The 19,655-nt window shown below is 46.7% G+C and carries 12 protein-coding genes; 7 read left to right on the forward strand and 5 right to left on the reverse strand.

Going from position 1 to position 19,655, the window contains the following annotated elements; genetic code table 11:
* Positions 1-8: 8 nt before the first annotated feature.
* Both hflK and GJQ68_RS16030 read right to left on the reverse strand, forming a co-directional pair.
* Complete coding sequence (gene hflK, locus GJQ68_RS16025; RefSeq protein ID WP_162418316.1) at positions 9-986, reverse strand: FtsH protease activity modulator HflK; 978 nt, start codon at positions 984-986, stop codon at positions 9-11.
* A 90-nt stretch (positions 987-1,076) separates the two neighbouring features.
* Positions 1,077-1,688: a cytochrome c oxidase subunit 3 gene (locus GJQ68_RS16030; protein WP_162418317.1), complete on the reverse strand. Its 612-nt coding sequence runs from the start codon at positions 1,686-1,688 to the stop codon at positions 1,077-1,079.
* A gap of 176 nt (positions 1,689-1,864) precedes the next feature.
* On the opposite strand from GJQ68_RS16030, the gene mfd reads away from it, so the two are divergent.
* The 3 genes from mfd to GJQ68_RS16045 all read left to right on the forward strand — a co-directional run bounded on the left by mfd (position 1,865) and on the right by GJQ68_RS16045 (position 9,666).
* On the forward strand, positions 1,865-5,209 hold the full coding sequence (gene mfd, locus GJQ68_RS16035) for a transcription-repair coupling factor (protein WP_162418318.1): 3,345 nt from the start codon (positions 1,865-1,867) through the stop codon (positions 5,207-5,209).
* A gap of 287 nt (positions 5,210-5,496) precedes the next feature.
* On the forward strand, positions 5,497-6,669 hold the full coding sequence (gldJ, locus tag GJQ68_RS16040; RefSeq protein ID WP_235941624.1) for a gliding motility lipoprotein GldJ: 1,173 nt from the start codon (positions 5,497-5,499) through the stop codon (positions 6,667-6,669).
* Between the two features lie 189 nt (positions 6,670-6,858).
* Positions 6,859-9,666, forward strand: a complete 2,808-nt coding sequence (locus tag GJQ68_RS16045) for a YCF48-related protein (RefSeq protein ID WP_162418320.1) — start codon at positions 6,859-6,861, stop codon at positions 9,664-9,666.
* Here the strand turns inward: GJQ68_RS16045 and prfA are convergent.
* The gene (gene prfA / locus GJQ68_RS16050; protein WP_162418321.1) at positions 9,663-10,739 is read right to left on the reverse strand and encodes a peptide chain release factor 1; all 1,077 of its coding nucleotides are present in this window, start codon (positions 10,737-10,739) and stop codon (positions 9,663-9,665) included. The two genes, GJQ68_RS16045 and prfA, sit on opposite strands and share 4 nt — an antisense overlap.
* A 245-nt stretch (positions 10,740-10,984) precedes the next feature.
* On the opposite strand from prfA, the gene GJQ68_RS16055 reads away from it, so the two are divergent.
* The 4 genes from GJQ68_RS16055 (at position 10,985) to GJQ68_RS16070 (ending at position 15,347) form a co-directional block, all read left to right on the forward strand.
* The gene (locus GJQ68_RS16055) at positions 10,985-11,647 is read left to right on the forward strand and encodes a Tll0287-like domain-containing protein (protein WP_162418322.1); all 663 of its coding nucleotides are present in this window, start codon (positions 10,985-10,987) and stop codon (positions 11,645-11,647) included.
* Positions 11,648-11,756: 109 nt separating this feature from the next.
* Positions 11,757-14,276 (forward strand): M14 family zinc carboxypeptidase, encoded by a 2,520-nt coding sequence (locus GJQ68_RS16060; RefSeq protein ID WP_162418323.1) that lies wholly within the window; start codon positions 11,757-11,759, stop codon positions 14,274-14,276.
* Between the two features lie 81 nt (positions 14,277-14,357).
* Positions 14,358-14,960, forward strand: a complete 603-nt coding sequence (locus GJQ68_RS16065; protein WP_162418324.1) for a DNA-3-methyladenine glycosylase I — start codon at positions 14,358-14,360, stop codon at positions 14,958-14,960.
* A 15-nt stretch (positions 14,961-14,975) separates the two neighbouring features.
* Positions 14,976-15,347, forward strand: coding sequence for a serine hydrolase domain-containing protein (locus GJQ68_RS16070; protein ID WP_317174447.1), 372 nt, complete (start codon positions 14,976-14,978; stop codon positions 15,345-15,347).
* Here the strand turns inward: GJQ68_RS16070 and GJQ68_RS16075 are convergent.
* Positions 15,344-16,777 carry a DASH family cryptochrome gene (locus tag GJQ68_RS16075; protein WP_162418325.1) on the reverse strand — a complete coding sequence of 478 codons (1,434 nt, stop codon included), beginning with the start codon at positions 16,775-16,777 and terminating at the stop codon, positions 15,344-15,346. The genes GJQ68_RS16070 and GJQ68_RS16075 overlap by 4 nt on opposite strands.
* A gap of 341 nt (positions 16,778-17,118) precedes the next feature.
* The gene (locus tag GJQ68_RS16080) at positions 17,119-19,545 is read right to left on the reverse strand and encodes a TonB-dependent receptor domain-containing protein (RefSeq protein ID WP_162418326.1); all 2,427 of its coding nucleotides are present in this window, start codon (positions 19,543-19,545) and stop codon (positions 17,119-17,121) included.
* Positions 19,546-19,655 lie beyond the last annotated feature (110 nt).

Here is a 19,655-nt window from a genome sequence, read left to right on the forward strand (position 1 = left end):
GATTAGGCTCAGGGAGTAGGATTTTGAATGGCCTTGTTTAAATTCAACAATGGCAAAACGTTGCTTCCCGCTTCATCTGTAATGATTGTATTTCCGATTTTGGGAAGTACTTTTTCGAGGGTTTCCAAATACAAACGCTGTCTGGTTACTTCGGGTGCCTTGATATAAGCGGCGTACACTGAATTAAACCTCTCGGCTTCTCCTTTAGCACCATTGACCCTGTTTAAGGCATAGGCTTCTGCTAATTGGATGGTCTCTTCGGCTATACCGCGGGCTCTGGGAATTACACGATTGTAATCGGCATCCGCCTGATTGATAAGTGTTTCTCTTTCCTGCTGCGCTTCATTAACGGCATTGAAACTAGGTTTTACTGGCTCGGGAGGGTTGACATCCTGCAGCACCACCTGATCGATCCGGATGCCATTTTCATACTCATCGCACAGCTCTTGCAGCAATACTTCGACGCTGGTAGCGATTTCCTGCCTGCCCACGGTCAACACTTCATTGACCGTGCGGTCACCCACGATTTTTCTCATGGCAGCCTCCGACATGTCGTTGAGCGTTTTTTCTGCATTTCGGACCTTGAAAAGATAGTTGTAGGAGTTAACGATACGGTACTGCACCACCCACTCTACATCGGTAAGGTTTAAGTCTCCGGTGAGCATCATGCTCTCATCCCCGTACCCGGATTTCACGTAATCCGATCGGGTACCTGCACTGCTGGTACGAAATCCGAACTCTTGCTTCAATTGCCGCTGCACCGGTATTTTATACATGGTTTCCGCGAATGGAATAATAAAATTCAGTCCGGGCAAAACGGTACGGTTGTATTCCCCCAATTGAATCACCACCCCTTCTTCTTCCGGTCCCACGGTTTTAACGGCTGAAAACAGCACAATTAAAGCCGCCACTACCAAAACGATCTTGGATAAATATTTCTTGATCCAATCCGGGTTGACGTTGATCTCAAATTGTTTGTCTGACATAGTATTTATTTTTTTTGCAATTTACGATTAATTGATGGAAGTAACCTTAGAGAGGGAACTCATTTAGAAGTAGCTTGTCCGGATTTTAACCTAAAACATCCACAGAAATAACAAAAACAGGATTAACCAGACTGCATCCATGAATTTCCAGTAAACCGAAAATAAGTCCAGCTTCATTTTCTCATAAGGATTCGTGAGAAGGATCAGGGATTTGACGGGATCTTTCTCCTTTTTACTGATTTGGACCAAAAGCACCAATGCATATATCAGGGCACCAGCGAGATGAAAAAGGTGAATACCACTCAACAGGTAAAGGAAACTACCGGAAGGAAGCCCCCGGAAGTCTATGCCCATTTCTGAAAGTTCTGTCCACCCTAAAAACTGAGATGCTGAGAAGAATAAACCAAGGAGAAATGTATAAAAGAGGTATTTCTTTGCCATTTCTGGTTGATCCGAAAGGAAACCCGGCATTATCTTGGCAGAGGTGTAGGTACTAACCAAGATAATCAAGGTGCTGAAAATAAAGGATTTTGGAATGATAAACTGATCATAGACACCCGCTCCCGGCTGTGAAAATACAAAAGCCGTGGTAAGAAAGAAGAACAGCAACCCACTGCTAAACATGCCCAGGTACAGAATCGTCCTGTACGGATGCATGTTCTCAATTTTTTGAAACCAGGGAGCTTTTTTTTCTTTTTGCATACAATATAATCTGGTAACAAAACAATTCTACCCTTTGTTATTTCAAACCAGTAAAATTTCTTTCGGGATTGAAATCCCGAAAATAGCTGCGATCGGATTCTGGAGGGAAGGCTCCTACTTTGCGGGGAAATTAATAAATTGCGCCAATTAATTTACGACCATTAAATAAAATATCGTTGGATAGACAATCATTTTTGTCACTTTACCAAGAAGATCCCTTCGTCAGAAACCTGGCTTTAGCCTTGACGGAAGGCCACCCTAATAGAATGCAAGTTAGGGGCTTATCCGGAAGTATGGATATGATTCTGCTTCAGGCAATGGTCAAACTTTCGGGAGGATTTCATGTCGTGCTTGCACATGATAGAGAAGAAGCAGCTTATTTGGCCGGAGACTGGCAGGCACTGACAGGGTCGCGACCTTATCTTTTTCCCGCCAGCTATAAAAAGCCCTATCACCACGAAGACATTGAAAACGCCAATGTCCTTTTACGCGCTGAAATACTCAATCAGCTGTCCCAGTCCCCTGAGACAGGCCGGGTACTGATCACTTCCCCGGAGGCCATCTACGAAAAGGTAATCAATAAAAAGAGCCTGAAAGAAAGCACCTTCACCGTTCGGACCGGTGAAATGGTGGATTTGGCTTTCGTTGAAGAGTTGTTCAGTACCTATGGCTTTGAAAAGGCAGACTTTGTCTACGAGGCTGGCCAATTTGCGGTAAGAGGGGGAATCATAGACATTTTTTCCTACGCCAATGACATGCCCTACCGGCTGGAGTTGTTTGGAAAGGAAATAGACAGTATCCGGGTATTTGATCCGGAGACGCAGTTGTCTACCGTACCCATCGATCAAATCAGTATCATTCCAAATATTCAGACCAGTTTGCAGGAAGAATCCCGACAGCCGCTAACGGATTTTTTTCCGGAAAACACCTGTTTTTGGATGAAGGATTATGCGCATTGCCTGGGCGTATTGGAGAGCTTATACCAAAAGGGACTGGATTACTATCAGAATGGTGGCGATGCGGGAAAAAGTTTGCTGATGCATCCCGAAAAGCTTTTCTTGTCAAAGGAGGCATTTGAAGAAGCCATCGCTCCGTTCAGGCAAATTGCATTCGGACATGTGTTTCCCTGGAAAGATGTCCCCGAATTTCAATATCAGGGACAGCCGCAGCCTTCTTTTAATAAGCATTTTGATCTGCTGGTTCAAAACCTGAACGAAAATGCGGCCAAAGGAATCCGTAACATCATCTGCTCGGAAAGTGAAAAGCAGATAGGCCGTCTCTTGAATATTTTTTCGGAAGTAGATCCAAGCCTTGAGATCCAAACGCTGCCCATTAGCCTTAGGGAGGGGTTCATCGATACTTCGTTGAAACTTGCCTGTTACACAGACCACCAGATTTTTGAACGGTTTCATCGCTATAAAACCACCGGAAGGACCAGTAAGTCCAAAGCACTCACGCTGAAAGAGATCAAAAGCTTACATCCCGGGGATTTTATTGTGCATGTAGATCATGGCATCGGCCGCTTTGCCGGATTGGAAAAGGTCGATGTAAACGGAAAGCGTCAGGAAGCCATCCGTCTGGTTTTTCGTGACGATGATCTGCTGTATGTCAACATTCACTCCCTGCACAAGATATCCAAATACAGCAGTCAGGAAGGGACCCTCCCTACCATGTCCAAGCTGGGTTCTCAGGAATGGGAAAACAAGAAAAAGAAGGTAAAGAAAAAGGTCAAGGACATTGCCAAGGACCTGATCCGCCTTTATTCCAAACGCAAATCAGCTCCCGGTCACCGTTTTTCTCAGGATAGTGTGTTGCAGGTGGAGTTGGAAAGTTCCTTTATCTATGAGGATACGCCGGATCAGGCCACGGCCACCACGGATGTCAAAGAAGACATGGAAAAGCCGTATCCCATGGACCGGCTTGTCTGCGGGGATGTGGGTTTTGGTAAGACCGAAGTTGCCGTACGGGCGGTATTCAAGGCTGTAAATGACCGCAAACAAGTGGCGGTGTTGGTACCCACCACTATTTTGGCCATGCAGCATTATCAGACGTTTAAGGAGCGACTGGCCGACTTCCCGGTAGCTGTGGAGTACATTAATCGATTTCGAACGGCCAGGGAAACTAAGGAAATTATTCAAAAAGTAAGCAGTGGAGAAATCGATGTGCTGATTGGCACACATCGCATCGTAAACAAAGACATCAAGTTCAAAGATCTGGGGCTTCTGGTCATTGATGAAGAACAGAAATTTGGGGTGAAGGTAAAGGAGCAACTTAAAGAACTGCGGGTGAACGTGGATGTACTTACCCTAACCGCTACGCCCATTCCGAGAACCTTGCATTTTTCCCTGATGGGAGCTCGGGATTTGTCAGTTATTGCCACCCCGCCCCCAAACCGGCAACCAGTTACCACTGAAATATATACGTTTAGGGAGGATGTCATTCGGGATGCAGTAGCCAACGAACTGAGTCGGGGTGGGCAGGTATTTTTTGTCCACAATCGGGTAGGTGAGATTGATTCCATTGCCAACCTGATTCTACGGTTGGTGCCGGATGCCAAGGTAATAGGAGCCCATGGGCAGATGGATGGAAAGAAGCTCGAAAAGGTCATGGTTGATTTTATTGAAGGCGCTTACGATGTGTTGGTTTCTACCAATATTATTGAATCCGGGCTCGATATACCCAATGCCAACACCATCATTATCAATCGGGCACATATGTTTGGTATGAGTGATTTGCACCAAATGAGGGGCAGGGTAGGGCGAAGCAATAAAAAGGCCTACTGCTACCTACTTACCCCCCCGACTTCCACCTTGAGTGCGGAATCCAGGAAACGCCTGCAGGCATTGGAAGAGTTTTCGGATTTAGGTGATGGGTTCAAAGTAGCCATGAGAGATTTGGATATCCGCGGAGCGGGCAATTTGTTGGGGGCCGAACAAAGCGGTTTTATTTCCGACCTGGGTTTTGAAATGTATCATAAAATTTTGGACGAAGCGGTGCACGAGTTGAAGCAAACCGAATTTGCTTCCCTTTTTGAATCCGACCTGAAGGAAAAAACGGCGGTTTTGGTTCAGGATTGCGTTATTGAAACCGACCTGGAACTACTGATTCCTGATAACTATGTCAGTAATATTTCTGAAAGACTGGGATTGTATTCCAAATTGGACGGTATTAAGGAAGAGGAAGAACTCGCCTCCTTTAAGGAGGAAATCAGAGATCGATTCGGGCCGATTCCTGACCGGGTTCAGGCGTTGTTTGAAACGGTAGAATTGCGCTGGATGGCCGAGCGGCTGGGTTTTGAAAAACTAGCCTTGAAAAACGAACAAATGAAATGCTACTTCGTTTCATCAAAAAAGGACAGCTACTACAGTTCGGCCGTATTTCAAGGTATCATGACCTTCATTCAGTCCAAAGGGAGGTATTGTAAAATAAAAGAGACCAAAGATCGTTTACTATTGGTAATAAAGGGAGTTGACTCGATCGGGAAAGCAAAAAAATGGCTGGAAGACATGTTGGCGACCTGATCCAAAAACCTCCGGTACCCGTTTGGAAAAGAGGGGTTTAGTAAGAATTAAGCAAAAATAGGTAAAAATTTTTCATGCCAGCATTTATAGCAATGGTATGAACGTTTTTGTAGTATTTCACAGGATCGGCTCGTTCCGTTCTTTTGAACGAGGCTGGTGTCGAAAAAGAATATTGGTATAATATATTATTGCTCCTATATTAGCGTTTCAATAGGGCAAAACAAAAAAATTGTCACATGAATTTGGGTAACAAAAATTTTCATTTTAGTTTTTTTGCCGGGCTGGCAATGCTGGGTTTTTTCTTCACTTCCTGTGGTAATCAATCCGGTCGCAGAACTGCGAGTGATCCGGGAGGAGTAAGTGCCTCCACAGGTGCACAGTATAGTTTTGACGAAGAAGATTCCACTTCTTTTCAGGTGTTTCGATTACCTACGGAAGTGGTTGGTCCCCGACTGGTCTTTATTCAGGGGGGAAGGGCTGTTTTAGGCTCTCAGGAACAGGATATCATGGGTTTTCGGGATAATGTGGAACGAACGGTTACCATCGCTTCTTTTTACATGGATGAGACGGAAGTTACCAATGTCGATTACAAGGAATTTTTGTTCAACATGGCCAAAAGAGATGGTGTCAGTGCGGACTCTATTCAAAAGTTGGAACCCAATGAAAAGGTATGGGATGGCACCATGTCTTACAATGATGTGTATGCTACGTATTATTTCCGATATCCCGGATTTAATTTTTATCCGGTAGCTGGGGTGAGTTGGACCCAAGCCAATGCATACAGCAAATGGCGAACCGTCTACGTAAACGAATTGGAACGAGAAAAAAATGAACTGGATTCAGCTTTGACCAAAGATCAGCTCATTGAGCGAGGCTCTGTATTTCCCGACTACCGTCTTCCGAACGAAGCCGAGTGGGAATATGCGGCGAAAGCGATGATTGGTACCCAGTACATGGACGAGAATCAGGAAAATGGCCGGATTTATCCCTGGGATGGTAGAGGGCCAAGAAATCCGTATAACATCAAACGGAAGTCGAGGCAAGGAGATTTTCTGGCCAACTTTAAACGGGGACGTGGAGATTACGCCGGTATCGCGGGTAGTGTATCCAACGATGGAGAAATTATTCCTACTAACGTATATGATTTTCCCGCTAATGATTTTGGCTTGTACAATATGGCTGGCAACATGAACGAATGGGTGCAGGATGTGTACCGTCCGCTATCCTTTCAGGATTTTGACGACCTGAATCCCCTTCGAAAAGATGGGGTTTACGATGAAGAAGATACCTATAATACCACATTGATTGACGACAACTACCGGGTCTACAAAGGAGGTTCGTGGAGAGATGTAGCCTACTGGCTAGCCCCTGGTACCAGGAGGTTTATGCACCAGGATTCTTCTTCTAATCACATAGGATTCAGATGTGCCATGATCGCTGTTGGCGGTAAAGACAGGTAACGGGAGTAGATGACTTGAAATAATTTATAAAGGGGCGTCTTGCCCCTTTTTTTATGACTTGTTTTTTTTATTTGGTAGCTACAAAAAAGCCTTTGAGAATTCTCAAAGGCAATAAATGGTGTTTTGCTGTGTTATCATGAATTAAATAGTATTTTTGTAAGCATAATTTATTTAAACTAAGGCATTTGTATGAAGCGGGCTTTATTTTTAGTTTTCGTGCTGCTGGTAGGTATTCAGGAGATTTTTGGTCAAAGCTGGAGACGAGTAGGTGATTGGGGCAATGACTATTCCGCCATACATTGGGTCAATGAGAACGTGGGGTACATTGCCGGAGAAAATATTTTTTTGAAATCGATTGATGGGGGACTTAGCTGGGTAGAAATCAAATCACCATCCGAGGGAATGCTTCTGGACCTCGCCTTTTATGATGAACAATTTGGTCTGGTAATTGACGATGAGGGACGACTCCACCGGACAACAAATGGGGGAACGAATTGGACAAGTTACCGGCATTCAGAAAATACCTCCTGGAAAAAAATCAGCTTTGTAAACAACGAGGTTTTGATAGTCACCGGCAGTTCGGGAGCCATGATCCGATCTGATGACCGGGGTTTCTCCTGGGAGGAGGTACCGACACCTACCGCTGCCGATATTAATGGCTTTACGTTCGTCAACGAGACCCTGGGTTTTGCCGTTACCTCTGATGCTGAGATCTTAAAATCTACCAACTCAGGCCGGGACTGGGAGCGTTTTCCTTCCGGATTTCAGGCAGCTTTAAACGGGATTCATTTTACCGATGATACCACCGGGTACGCAGTAGGAAGCCTGGGGACCATCATTAAGACGGTGGACGGAGGTAGAAACTGGCAATACATCAATAGTGGGATTGATAGCGATCTTCACGAGGTGGTATTCAATCCGGCTTTTCCTCATATTGGGGTGATCAGTGGGGATAACGGTACCATTCTGAGAACCGATAATGGCGGCCTTACCTTTTCAGCAGCCAATTCCCGTACATTGCAAGGTATCAAAGACCTGGCATTCAGGCCGGAGACCAATAGCGTGTTGGGGGTTGGTTCCAGCGGAAATCTAATAGCCTCCAATAATTCGGGGAGCAACTGGACCATTCGTTTGTCAGGAAGGGCCAATGACTACACCTCCATTGAGTTTACGACAGACCTCAGAGGTTATCTTGCTGGTGATCAAGGGTTAATTTTATTGACAGGAAATGGTGGCAACTCGTTTTTAGATCGGTCCAGACCCATTTCCCTTCCTTTTAATAGTCTTTACTTCGTTTCAGGAAACGTCGGATATGTATCGGGAAATAATGGAAACATACTCAGCACCACTAATTCAGGCGCTACCTGGACTACTCTAAATCCTGGCACCAACCGCAATGTGAACGGATTGTATTTTTTTGATATCAACCGAGGCTTCGCTGTGGGAGACAGAGGGCTGATTACCAAAACGGAAAACAGAGGTGTCAATTGGGAACTGGTTCCTTCTGGGTACAACGAAGTAAATTTTAGGGACATCCTGTTTTTCGATGAAGGTACAGGTCTGATCATAGGGGATCAGGGATACCTGCTTCGTTCCGAAAACGGGGGAACGAGCTGGGCTCGGGTGAACTTGAATCAGAATACGAGATTACATTCCCTGACGAGGATGGATGAAAATACGGCCATGCTGGTCGGGGGGGCAGGAACCGTATTCAAAACCGAGGATAAAGGCGATTCCTGGATGCGTCTGGAAACCGGCTTTTCGGTTGATTTCAGTGATGTGGAATTTCTGGATGAATCTGTAGGGTTTATTACTGGAGAAGAGGGTACCATATTGCGGACTTTTGATTCGGGTGAAACCTGGGAAAAGCTTTCTACCGGCACTTTTCAGGATTTTACAGGGCTTAGTTTCGGTGATCTGAATGTTGGATACGCAGCCGGAGAAAACGGGATATTTTATCAATACACCTGTCAGGTACCGTTAGACATCGCTACCATTTTTGGAGAGGACGATATTTGTTTGAGTCAGCAGATTTACACGATTCAGGATCTGGAAGAGGATGGTACCAGCTATGAATGGAGGGTAGACGGAGGAACAATACTGGAAGGGCAGGGAAGTACCCGGATTGTCGTGCTATGGGACGAGCCGGGAAGGAATGCCGTCATGGTCAGGGGTCAAAATAACTGTGGAAATGGGAATACTACTGCCCTGGAAGTGGTTGTGTCTGAGGAACCACGGCAAACCGCAGCCATTCAAGGCGAGGGAGTAGTTTGTGTCAATACCCTGGAAGATTATTTCGTAGACTCCATTCCCGGTACCCAGTATTTTTGGGAAACGACCGGCGGCGTGGTGCGTTCCGGACAGGGAACGGCGCGCATTACCCTGGAGTGGACCAACTTAAACAACCAGTCCATATCGGTTTCCACTACGAATCCATGTGGACAGGGTCCCACCACCGAAAAATTGATTCGCGTGATTACCATTCCCGAACAGCCCGCACCCATAAGCGGCCCCGGAAGAGTAGGTTTTCAGGAGGCAGACTATGAAGTAGCTGCAGTTCAGGATATCAACTACCAGTGGGCGCTGGACGGTGGAGGTGAAATTATCGAGGGGCAGGGAACGGCATCGGTTCGGATCAGATGGAACGGCGAAGGGGATCACCAGTTAGAAGTGACACCTATGAATGCTTGTAATCAAGGGCCTAGCCAGGTTCTTCCGGTGAATGTGAATTTGATAACATCCCTTCCGGAAAGCGGTGCCGATGCGGATATTCGCCTGTTTCCCAGCCCTTCTTTCGGAGATGTTCACCTTCAGGTGCAGGGTTTGCCAGCATTAGTCCGGCTGGAAGTATTCAATGCGAGCGGGCAAAAAATCAGAGAAATTCAAACACAAGAGGATCAATTCGTATATCCTATTTCCGACTTGCCCAAAGGGCTGCATGTGGTGGTTATACGTACCCGAACAGCCACTTATAAACGAAAAATCATCGTCTTTTAGTCTTCTATTCCTCCCTCTTTCATTTTTTCTGCATTTTCTGCAAAGCGAAGGGCACTGATGAATTCTTCTATATTCCCCTCCATTACGTCCGGCAGGTTGTAAACGGTTTTATTTATCCGGTGATCGGTGACCCGGCTTTGGGGGTAATTATAGGTCCGTATCTTATCGGACCGGTCCCCGCTACCGACCATGGATCTCCTTTGAGCACCTACGGTTTCATTGTGCTTTGCCAGTTCGATTTCGTATATGCGAGATCGCAGTACCTTCAGTGCTTTTTCAAAATTTTTAATCTGAGATTTTTGATCCTGACAAGTAACGACCAGTCCGGTCGGTTCATGGGTAAGCCTTACGGCAGAATAGGTCGTATTTACGGACTGACCCCCGGGTCCGGAGGAACAATAAGTGTCTTTTCGTACCTCGTTCATATCTATTTGCACGTCCACCTCTTCCATTTCCGGTAGCACTGCTACGGTAGCGGCGGAAGTGTGAACCCTTCCTTGTGTTTCGGTGGTTGGTACCCGCTGTACCCGATGCACACCAGACTCGTATTTCAGCATGCCATACACGTCCGCTCCCGAGACAGAGCTGATTATTTCCTTGTATCCTCCGGAGGTGCCAAAAGTAAGATCCAAAACCCTCAGGTTCAGGCTTTGCTTTTCGCAAAATTTTTCATACATGCGGAACAGGTCCCCTGCAAAGATGGCCGCTTCATCTCCACCGGTGCCACTCCGGATTTCCAGAATGCAATCTTTGGAATCATTCGGATCTTTTGGGATGAGCATTTTTCTCAACTCCTCCTCCAAGTCTTCTTTTCGCTCTTTTAGCGTTTCCCATTCCAATTTTGCCATTTCCCTGAATTCAGGGTCTTTTTCTTTCTCCAAAAGTGCCTTGGTGCTACTGATATTTTCCAGTGTCAGTCGGTAGGTTTCATAGACATTTACTACCTTTTCCAGGTCCTTGTATTCTTTGGAAAGCTTGGTGTACTTTCCCATGTCCGACATGGCATCTGGCTGAATGATCAGCTGGGATACTTCTTCAAATCTTTCTTTTATGGCTTCCAGTTTATCCAGCATGGTACGATATGGTTTAAAAGGCAAAATTAAACAATATTGTTGACGAATACCCTTCCGGGGGAGCAGAAAGGTGTTTTGGTTCACCTGCCAATTTCGATTACCGGCAAATTGCCTAATTCTATCGCTTTTACCCCTGTACCTCTATTATCCTTCACAAACAGGAACTTTAATGATTTTAATCATCCATTGAACAATTTTGCCGGCAAGTGTGTATCTTTAACTAACGGACATAGATAGACGGTTTTATGAATAGTATTCAGGCATTTCTTTCGGTTGGCGCGCTTTCTTTTTTTCTGGTTTCCTGTGGGAATAATAAAAAAATCGACCGGGATATCGTAGAACAGGTTAACCAGGCCAATGAGGTGAAAAAAGTAGCCGAATCGGAAATCATTGCACAAGCTATGGAATGGGGGGACGAAATCAGTCAGGATGCACAGGCATCCCTGATCGGTGCCCTTCAACAGGCAATCGAAGAAAAAGGCGTACCGGGGGCCATTGACTTTTGTCAGGTGGAAGCTTTGCCCATCACCGAAAAGGTAGCTGAAAAATACCAGGTAGGGATTAGGAGGGTCTCCACGAAAAACCGGAACCCGGAAAATCAACCTAATGAATTGGAAAAAACCTTATTAGATGCCTACCAATACAATGTCGAAAACGATATCAATAGCCGCTCCAATATTCAGAAAGCAGAGGAGGGCGAAGTGCTGTTGTTTACCAAAGCCATTACCATCCCGGGTGGACTTTGCCTGAATTGTCACGGGGAGCCGGGCAAGGACATCAGCGAAGCGACCCTTGAAAAAATTAATTCCCTCTACCCTAACGATAAAGCCACTCATTACAAGGTAGGTGAGTTACGCGGCATGTGGAGCATCTCCATACCCAAAAAAGAAGTGGTGAAAAACATGTAAAATAACCTCTTGGCTTGTTTCCCTCTTTTTAAACTTTACTTTATATATTCGCATTGAAATTCGGCGTTGCTTTCAGCAAAAGCACTTTTCTTAACCTATTCCCCTGATCATGAAAAAATTTTGTCTACTAGTGGCTTTGCTCGTGTTCCAAACCATGTTGCTGGCCCAAACCAAAAGTCCGGCTGAGTTTTTAGGGTATGAGTTAGGAGAACGGTTTACGCCCCACCATAAAGTAGTTGCCTACTTTCAGCATGTGGCAACGGAAAATCCTGGTGTTGTGCTGCGTGAATATGGTAAAACCAATGAATTACGTCCGCTGCTTGTTGCCTTTGTTTCTTCGGTAGCGAATATTGATCGTTTGGAAACCATCCGTACGGATAACTTAAAGAGAACAGGAATGCTGGAAGGCAGTCCGGAGCTTTCCATCCCGGTTCATTGGATGAGTTACAACGTCCACGGCAATGAAGCGGTTTCTTCTGAAGCGACGATGATGACCCTTTTTTCACTTGTGGACCCTGAAAATAGCCAATACAGGTCCTGGCTGGATGAAATGCTGGTCGTCCTCGACCCCTGTGTGAATCCCGATGGGCAGGAACGGTACGTCAACTGGTACCAACAAAAAATGAATCAGGTGCTGCAGCCAGACCTTCAATCCATCGAACACCGGGAACCCTGGCCGGGAGGAAGGCCTAACCATTATTTGTTTGATCTGAACAGGGACTGGGCATGGCAGACACAGGTGGAATCTCAGCAGCGCCTGGCACTTTACAACGAATGGTTGCCTCAGGTACACCTGGATTTTCACGAGCAGGGAATAAACTCCCCTTATTATTTTGCACCGGCAGCAGAGCCCCTCCACGCACAACTAACCGATTTCCAACAGGAATACCAGGAACGTTTTGGCCGGAATACGGCTACTTATTTCGATGCAAACGATTGGTTTTATTTCACCAAGGAGCGCTTTGATTTACTTTATCCCAGCTATGGCGATACCTACCCCATGTACAATGGGGCCATTGGTATGACCATTGAGCAGGGAGGTTCGGGAAGGGCCGGAATAGGAGGATATACGGCCGATGGGGACACCGTTACCCTTAAAGACCGGATCATTCATCACCATACTACCGGAATTTCCGCTATTCAGACGACCTTTGACCTTAAAGAACAGGTATTGAAAGCCTATTCCAATTATTTTGAGGAAAGCAGCTCGGATCCTGCAGGTCCGTATAAAAGTTTTGTGATCAAGGGCAGCAACCCCCCTGCGAAAGTCCAGGCGTTGCTGGATTTGTTGGACAAAAACCAAATTCGTTACGGTCTCAGCGGCAAGAATGCCAGCCTGACCGGCTTTTCGTATCGAAGCGGGCAGTCCGAACGCCTGAATCTGGAAGAAAATGACATCGTCGTCAATGCCTACCAGCCCAAATCCGTTTTGACCCAGGTGCTTTTTGAGCCTGAGCCGGTGCTAAACGATAGTATAACCTATGACATTACTTCCTGGGCCCTTCCTTATGCCTATGGCCTGGAAGCCTATGCGCTGGAAAGCCGCCTGGATGCGAAACAGCCATATGAGGCAGTAGCCTTTGAGCCTAACCAGCCTGATGCAGAAACACTTGCCTATATTGCTCCCTGGAATGCCACCCTTCATGTGAAATTCCTGTCTGCATTGCTGCAGGACGGCATTCGGGTACGCTATAACGAGTATCCCTTTGAAGTGGGCGGAAAGAGCTATCCCACTGGTTCGCTTATCGTTACCCGTGGAGGAAATGACTATGTACCCAACTTTCACCAGAAGGTGACCGATCTGGCCAATTCGTTTCAGATTCCCCTTGGACAAACAAGAACAGGATATATGGACAGCGGAAAGGATTTTGGTTCCTCGCATGTGCGCGTGATCCGGAAGCCCTCCATTGCCCTGGTAGGCGGGGAGGGTGTTTCTTCCCTGAATTTTGGCGAAATTTGGCATTTTCTGGACAGTGAGCTGGCATATCCCGTGGTAATCCTGGAGCAGGATCAATTAACAAGTGCTGATCTGAGCAGGTACGATGTGATGGTGCTGCCTTCAGGAAGTTATCCCGAGGAGCTCTACGAAACCCTAACTGAATGGGTGACAGCGGGTGGAAAGTTGCTGGCACTGGATGATGCCCTGAAGCTATTTGCTGACAAGCCGGATGGGATGTTACGTACCTTTGCCAGTGAGGACGAAAGAGCCCTGCAAGACAGTATTGAGAGCAAGGCGATGGAAGAGGAGAAAACGGCTCCGTTTCTTGAGCGGGAGCGGTTAGACATATCTACCTATGCTGCCGGAGCGATATTTGAGGTGCAACTGGATCCCACCCACCCTTTGGGATATGGAAAAAATGGAACCTTTTATACCTTGAAAAACAGTTCCGATAGGTATGCACTGATGGATCAGGGAATCAATGCCGGTTATATCTCCGGACTGGACAGCCACCGCACCGGGTTTATAGGATATAAAATCAAACCGGGCATGGCTCGGTCCCTGGTTTTTGGTGTGGAACCCAAAGGTCGGGGGCAATTGATCTACCTGGCCGATAACCCCGTATTTCGTAGTTTCTGGGAAGATGGCAAGTTGATCCTTGCCAATGCCCTCTTCCTTTCCGGGAATTGAGAAAAAAACGGTCGTAGGTCTAATTTATGAACGTTTTTTTCCATTTATTTCCTATATTTCTTAGGAAATTTCCCAGCTTCTATGACCAACTTTACACCCAACCAAACCGACACCTTTCGTTGCCCTTGGTGTCTGGGATTCGAACAGTATATTCAGTACCACGATGAAGAATGGGGCGTGCCCGTATACAGTGACCGTAAGCATTTTGAATTTCTGGTACTGGAAAGTGCCCAGGCGGGCTTGAGTTGGGCTACCATCCTGAAGAAAAGAGAAGGGTATGCCCGGGCATTCAAGGATTTTGACTACCAAGTTGTAGCGGATTTTACCGAGGCAGACATCGAAAATCTGATCGGGAATCCGGCCATTGTAAGGAACCGTTTGAAAATAGCGGCAGCGATCAATAATGCGGGGAAGTTTATGGAAATACAAAAGCATTACGGAACCTTTACCGATTATATATGGGGCTTTGTGGAGGGTAAACCTGTTCAGAATGAATGGAAAAGTCTTTCGTCTGTTCCTGCAGCGACCCAACTTTCCAATCAAATAGCCCGCGACCTAAAGCAAAAGGGGTTCAAATTTCTAGGTAGTACCATTATATACTCCCATTTGCAGGCGACTGGAATCGTAAACGATCATTTGGTACAATGCTTTCGGCATCAGGAAGTCAAGCGTATGGCCAGGTAAATTTGACTCCCAATCATGCAGTCTGTTAGTGGAGGCTCTCACTGGGGCGGAGGCATGATGATCAATGCCTTTGATCAGGCCAGGTTTGGTTACCTGACCTTGCATAAGGGAGAGTGGAACGGAGAACAGCTGCTATCCCGTGAATGGATTTCAAAATCCCGCACCCCGGGTCCAGCCCATGAGCGTTACGGTTTTATGAATTATTTTTTGAATACCGGGCAACAGGAGATTCCCGCTGCCCCTGAATCCGCCTTCTTTCATCTGGGAGCAGGGGCTAATATGGTCTATGTGGATGAAGATAATGACCTGGTCATCGTCAGCCGTTGGATTAAGAATGCCTCAAAGGCCGAACTGGTAAAGTTGGTTTTAGAAAGTCTGCCGGATTAGATGCTCCAGTTTTCCGGAGAAACCAGCGGTACCGGATAATCATTCTCCAACTTTACGCCCCTCTTTTTCAAGGTTTTCGAAGAGAGTTGAAAGGGAATGTGCCGGTCAAAACCGGTTAATTTTGCCAGTTCCGGAATCCATCGGGCAATGTACTCCCCTTGGGGATCGTATTTTTTAGCTTGTAGCAGGATATTGAAATACCGGTCCGAGCGGGGATCATTGCCCACTCCGGCAATATACATCCAGTTGCCCCAATTGCTGCAGGGGTCGTAGTCGATAAGCTGTTGCTCAAAATAGGCAGCGCCCCACCTCCAGTCGATTTCCAGATCGTTTACCAGGAAACTGGCGACCAGCTGACGGCCCCGGTTGGACATAAAACCGGTTTGATTGAGTTCTCTCATATTGGCATCGATAAAGGGAATTCCTGTTTTTCCCGCTGACCATTTTGAAAAAACCTCGCGATCTTCCTTCCTGTACCCTGACTTGTCTTGAATACCGGCAAGCTGAAAGATGCGATTCCCATGTTTTTTCGCCATCAGGCGAAAGAAATCCCGCCAGATCAACTCAAAAATCAACCAGTAAGTAGATTGATTTTTGGTTTTTTCCGATTCGAAGCGACGGATCTCCCAATAAATTTGCCGGGGAGAGAGTGCTCCCAGAGCCAACCAGGGGGAGAATTTGCTGGAATAGTCGGCTCCCAGCAGCCCGTTTCTGGTATTTTTGTAATCGGCAAGGGCCGCCGTTTTCCAGAAGTAATGATTCAACCTTTTCCAGGCCGCTGAAGAACCTCCTTTGAAAGGCATGTCGCCTGCCGGTTCCTGTGCAGCTTGGTCGTAGCCCAACTCCTGCAAATCCGGTAATTTATTACTGATCGTTTCTGGCACGATAGCGAAGCGAACCGGCTCGGTCATGGTTTCCAGCGGCCTTACTGATGCCATTTTTTCGCACTCTTTGCGAAAGCGGGTAAACACTTCCGGGAGTTGGTTCACCGGGAAGGGCAGGTCGTCGATATGAAAAAGGGTAGCTTGCCAATAGCTTTCGGTTGCTATTCCATGCTGCCAGGCTTCTTTTTCCAGGGCTTCTTCCACTTGGATTTCTTCTCCGGTAACTTCCTGAGAAAAACAGATTACTCCGGCACCGATTTCTCTGGCTAGGGCAGGTATTTCCTTTTCGGGATGGCCCCGGAGGAACAGGAGTTTCCCTCCTTTTGCAGCGATTTGTTCCTGCAAGTCCCGGAGGGTTTCCAATAGGAACCTGGCCCGGTGAACACCGGTTTTCTGCAATCCGAAATCGCCCGGCCCAAATTGGCGGGGATCCAGGCAATAAACGGGTAGGATGGTTTTGGCAAGTTCGGTTGCTTTCTTAATAGTGAGGTTGTCTTCCCACCTAAGGTCATTTCTCAGCCAGACAAGTGCTTTTTCGTATCGCATACGGTAATCAAACTCCCTGTTCAACCAAAGTGTTTTTTAGAAAAAGGTGGTTTTGGCTAAAACCAGGAATTTGAAATTCAATTAATAGGGAATGGGCGATTTCCTATTGAGGAAAGATTCGAAATCGATTATTGATCAAAAATAGAAATCAGGATTCCTTTCAATCAATAGCCTACAGCTTTAGCTGTGGGTAAGGGGGGTAATCTTATGCATCCTTGGCTTTAGCCAAAATTTTATCCATGAAGCTCTTGATTACAATTTTTACGGCTATTGCCTAAAGCCACCTTCCCTTTTTTTAGATGTTAGCCATTGATTTTTCGGCCAATTTGTCTATTTAAAACTTAATCCTCTCCCAAAATAGTCGGCTTGCTTTGGGCTTTGGATTGCTTGATACGGTAGTTTAGGGTCAGGTTGATTTGCCTTCTTCTGGGCAGAATATTTCCTTCGGTCAAAAATCCCGGACCCTCGAAAATATACCGGTTTCGGCGGGAATTAAACACATCCATTACATTCAGAATGAGCGTCCCCCGGCCTTTCATAATGTCCTTACTAGCGGAAAGGTCCAGGTAGGCAATGGCCTTTTGCACCCCCTGGGCCACCCTTCTGCGACCCTCATAATTTCCTCGGAACTGCAGGTCCAGCCCATTGGCTAAGGTAAAGCGGGAAGTGAGCCGGGTAAACCAGGAATAGGTGTTGGCCGTGTAGGTGTCCAGTATATTGCTGCCATCGATTTTGGCATAGAAAAAGTTGAAATTGGCATCCAGCTTCCACCATTCCACGGGGTAGTAATCCGTGGTGAACTCAAAGCCCATGGACTGCTCGCCCACTATGTTATAGGGCAAAGTGGTGGCATTTCCCTCTTCATCCACGCTACGGATGCGCTCAATTTTGTCCTCGGTATCCCGGTAGTACAGGGTGGAGAAAATAGAGCCCTTGTCCATGTATTTGATATGGCCGAGTTCGAATGCGTCCGTGTATTCCGGATTCAGGTCCGGGTTGCCGCTAAAGAAATTCCTTGCATCCGAAAAGGTCATAAAGGGACTGAGATCGTTGTAAACGGGCCGGCGGATCCTGCGGCTGTAACTGATCTGTAAGGCATCATCCGGACTGATGTTATAGGTCAGGTGGGCAGAGGGGAAAAGGTTGGCATAATCTCGGGGATTGACCTCATTGGATTTTACCAGGGTGGTGCTCACATCGGTGTATTCTGCTCGTAAACCTCCCTGATAAGAAAATTTATTGCTCTTATTGCCCAGGATGGCGTAGGCGGCATGGATGTTTTCGTCATAAAGGAAAACATCGTCCAGACCGGGCAGCGCCACCATGTCTCCCGACTCGGTCCGTTCGCTGACGATAAAATCATTTTCCATGTTTCGGATACTGCTGCGTATTCCGGTTTCAAAGTTTCCTTCGCTACCGATGGGCTTGGTATAGTCCAGTTGGAGCAGCCATTGCCTGTCGAATTCGTCGTTAATAGAGGTTTGATACAGGGAACCACCTGGAATGGCCGTTCCATTTGGAGAATAGGCATCCTGCGTGTACACCTGATCGGAATTTTCCCAATAATCCAGGTAAGTAATGGCCGTACTGAGTACATGACCCTTCTGGTCAAAGCTTCGTTTATAGGTCAGGTTAAACTCGGAATTGGGTTCTTTCTCATCTTCATCCTGAGTCCGTAGCGTGTATCTGCCGAGCGGAGCCCCTTCTGCTGCGTAATCGTCGTATCGTATATTGGTGAGGCGTCGGGCATCGCTTCTTCTCCACAGGTAGGAACCGGTAAGGATGCTGTTTTCGTTGAAAAAATAATCCAGGCCTGCCCGGATATTGTTGTTCAGCCCATTCACCGTACCCGTAGTGGTCTGGTAGGAGTAAAAGCTGGTATCGGCATTGCTGATTTCCTGGCGGATGGTTCCCTCCCTTGGCACCCGGCGATAAGCCACCCCATAGTTGACAAACCAATTGATTTTTTTGTGTCGGTAGTTCAGGTTAGCGGCCAGTCCAAAATTGGTTGGATTTCCCGCAATTCCCTCAAAGGAGGCATTAAAGCCCTGGTTGTTTTCCTTTTTAAGGATAATGTTGATGACACCGGCCATGCCTTCTGCCTCGTAGCGCGCAGAAGGGTTGGTAATGACCTCTACGGTTTCGATCATGCTGGCGGGGAGTTGTTGCAGGCCGCTGCTGCCCTTGAAGCTGACCAGACCGGAAGGTTTTCCATCTACCAGAATGCGTACATTGCTGGATCCCCGGAGGCTTACCCCACCTTCGGGATCTACGTTGATGGAAGGAAGGTTCATCAGAATGTCGGAGGCGGTTCCCCCTGCATTGGCCAGGTCCTTGCCTACGTTGAAGATTCGTTTGTCCAGGGAGAGCTCCATCAGGGTTTTTTCTCCCTGCACCACCACTTCTTCCAGGTTTTCGGTATCGGCTTTCAATTCGAAGGTACCCAAATTTACCCTGCGGTTATCCCGGTTGATATCCAGGTCGTTGATTTCCATGGGCAGGTACCCCATAAATTCCACGAGTACAGCATACTCCCCCTGTGGCAGATCCAGGTCAAAGGTGCCGTCCTCTGCCGTGATGCCCCCATTTACCAGTGTTTTTTCGGTACTTTCCGTATCAAACACGCTAATGGTGGCAAAACCCAGTGGGGCTTTGCCTTCGCTATCGATGACTTTTCCCCGTATACCTCCGAAATTATCGGACTGGGCAATTAGGGAGCTGCTGATTAGAAAAAATAAGATTATTCCGGGCAGGTAGATTTTTTTCATAGTTATGAATTCTTTTTCTGGGTATCCGCAAAGATAGAAATACAATGTGTAGGAAAGTTGAATTTTTACAGGAAAGCCGAAAGAAGTATACCAAAGGAGTTTATTTTTTG

It is taken from the genome of Cyclobacterium roseum (genome assembly GCF_010119225.1).
Taxonomy (GTDB): domain Bacteria; phylum Bacteroidota; class Bacteroidia; order Cytophagales; family Cyclobacteriaceae; genus Cyclobacterium; species Cyclobacterium roseum.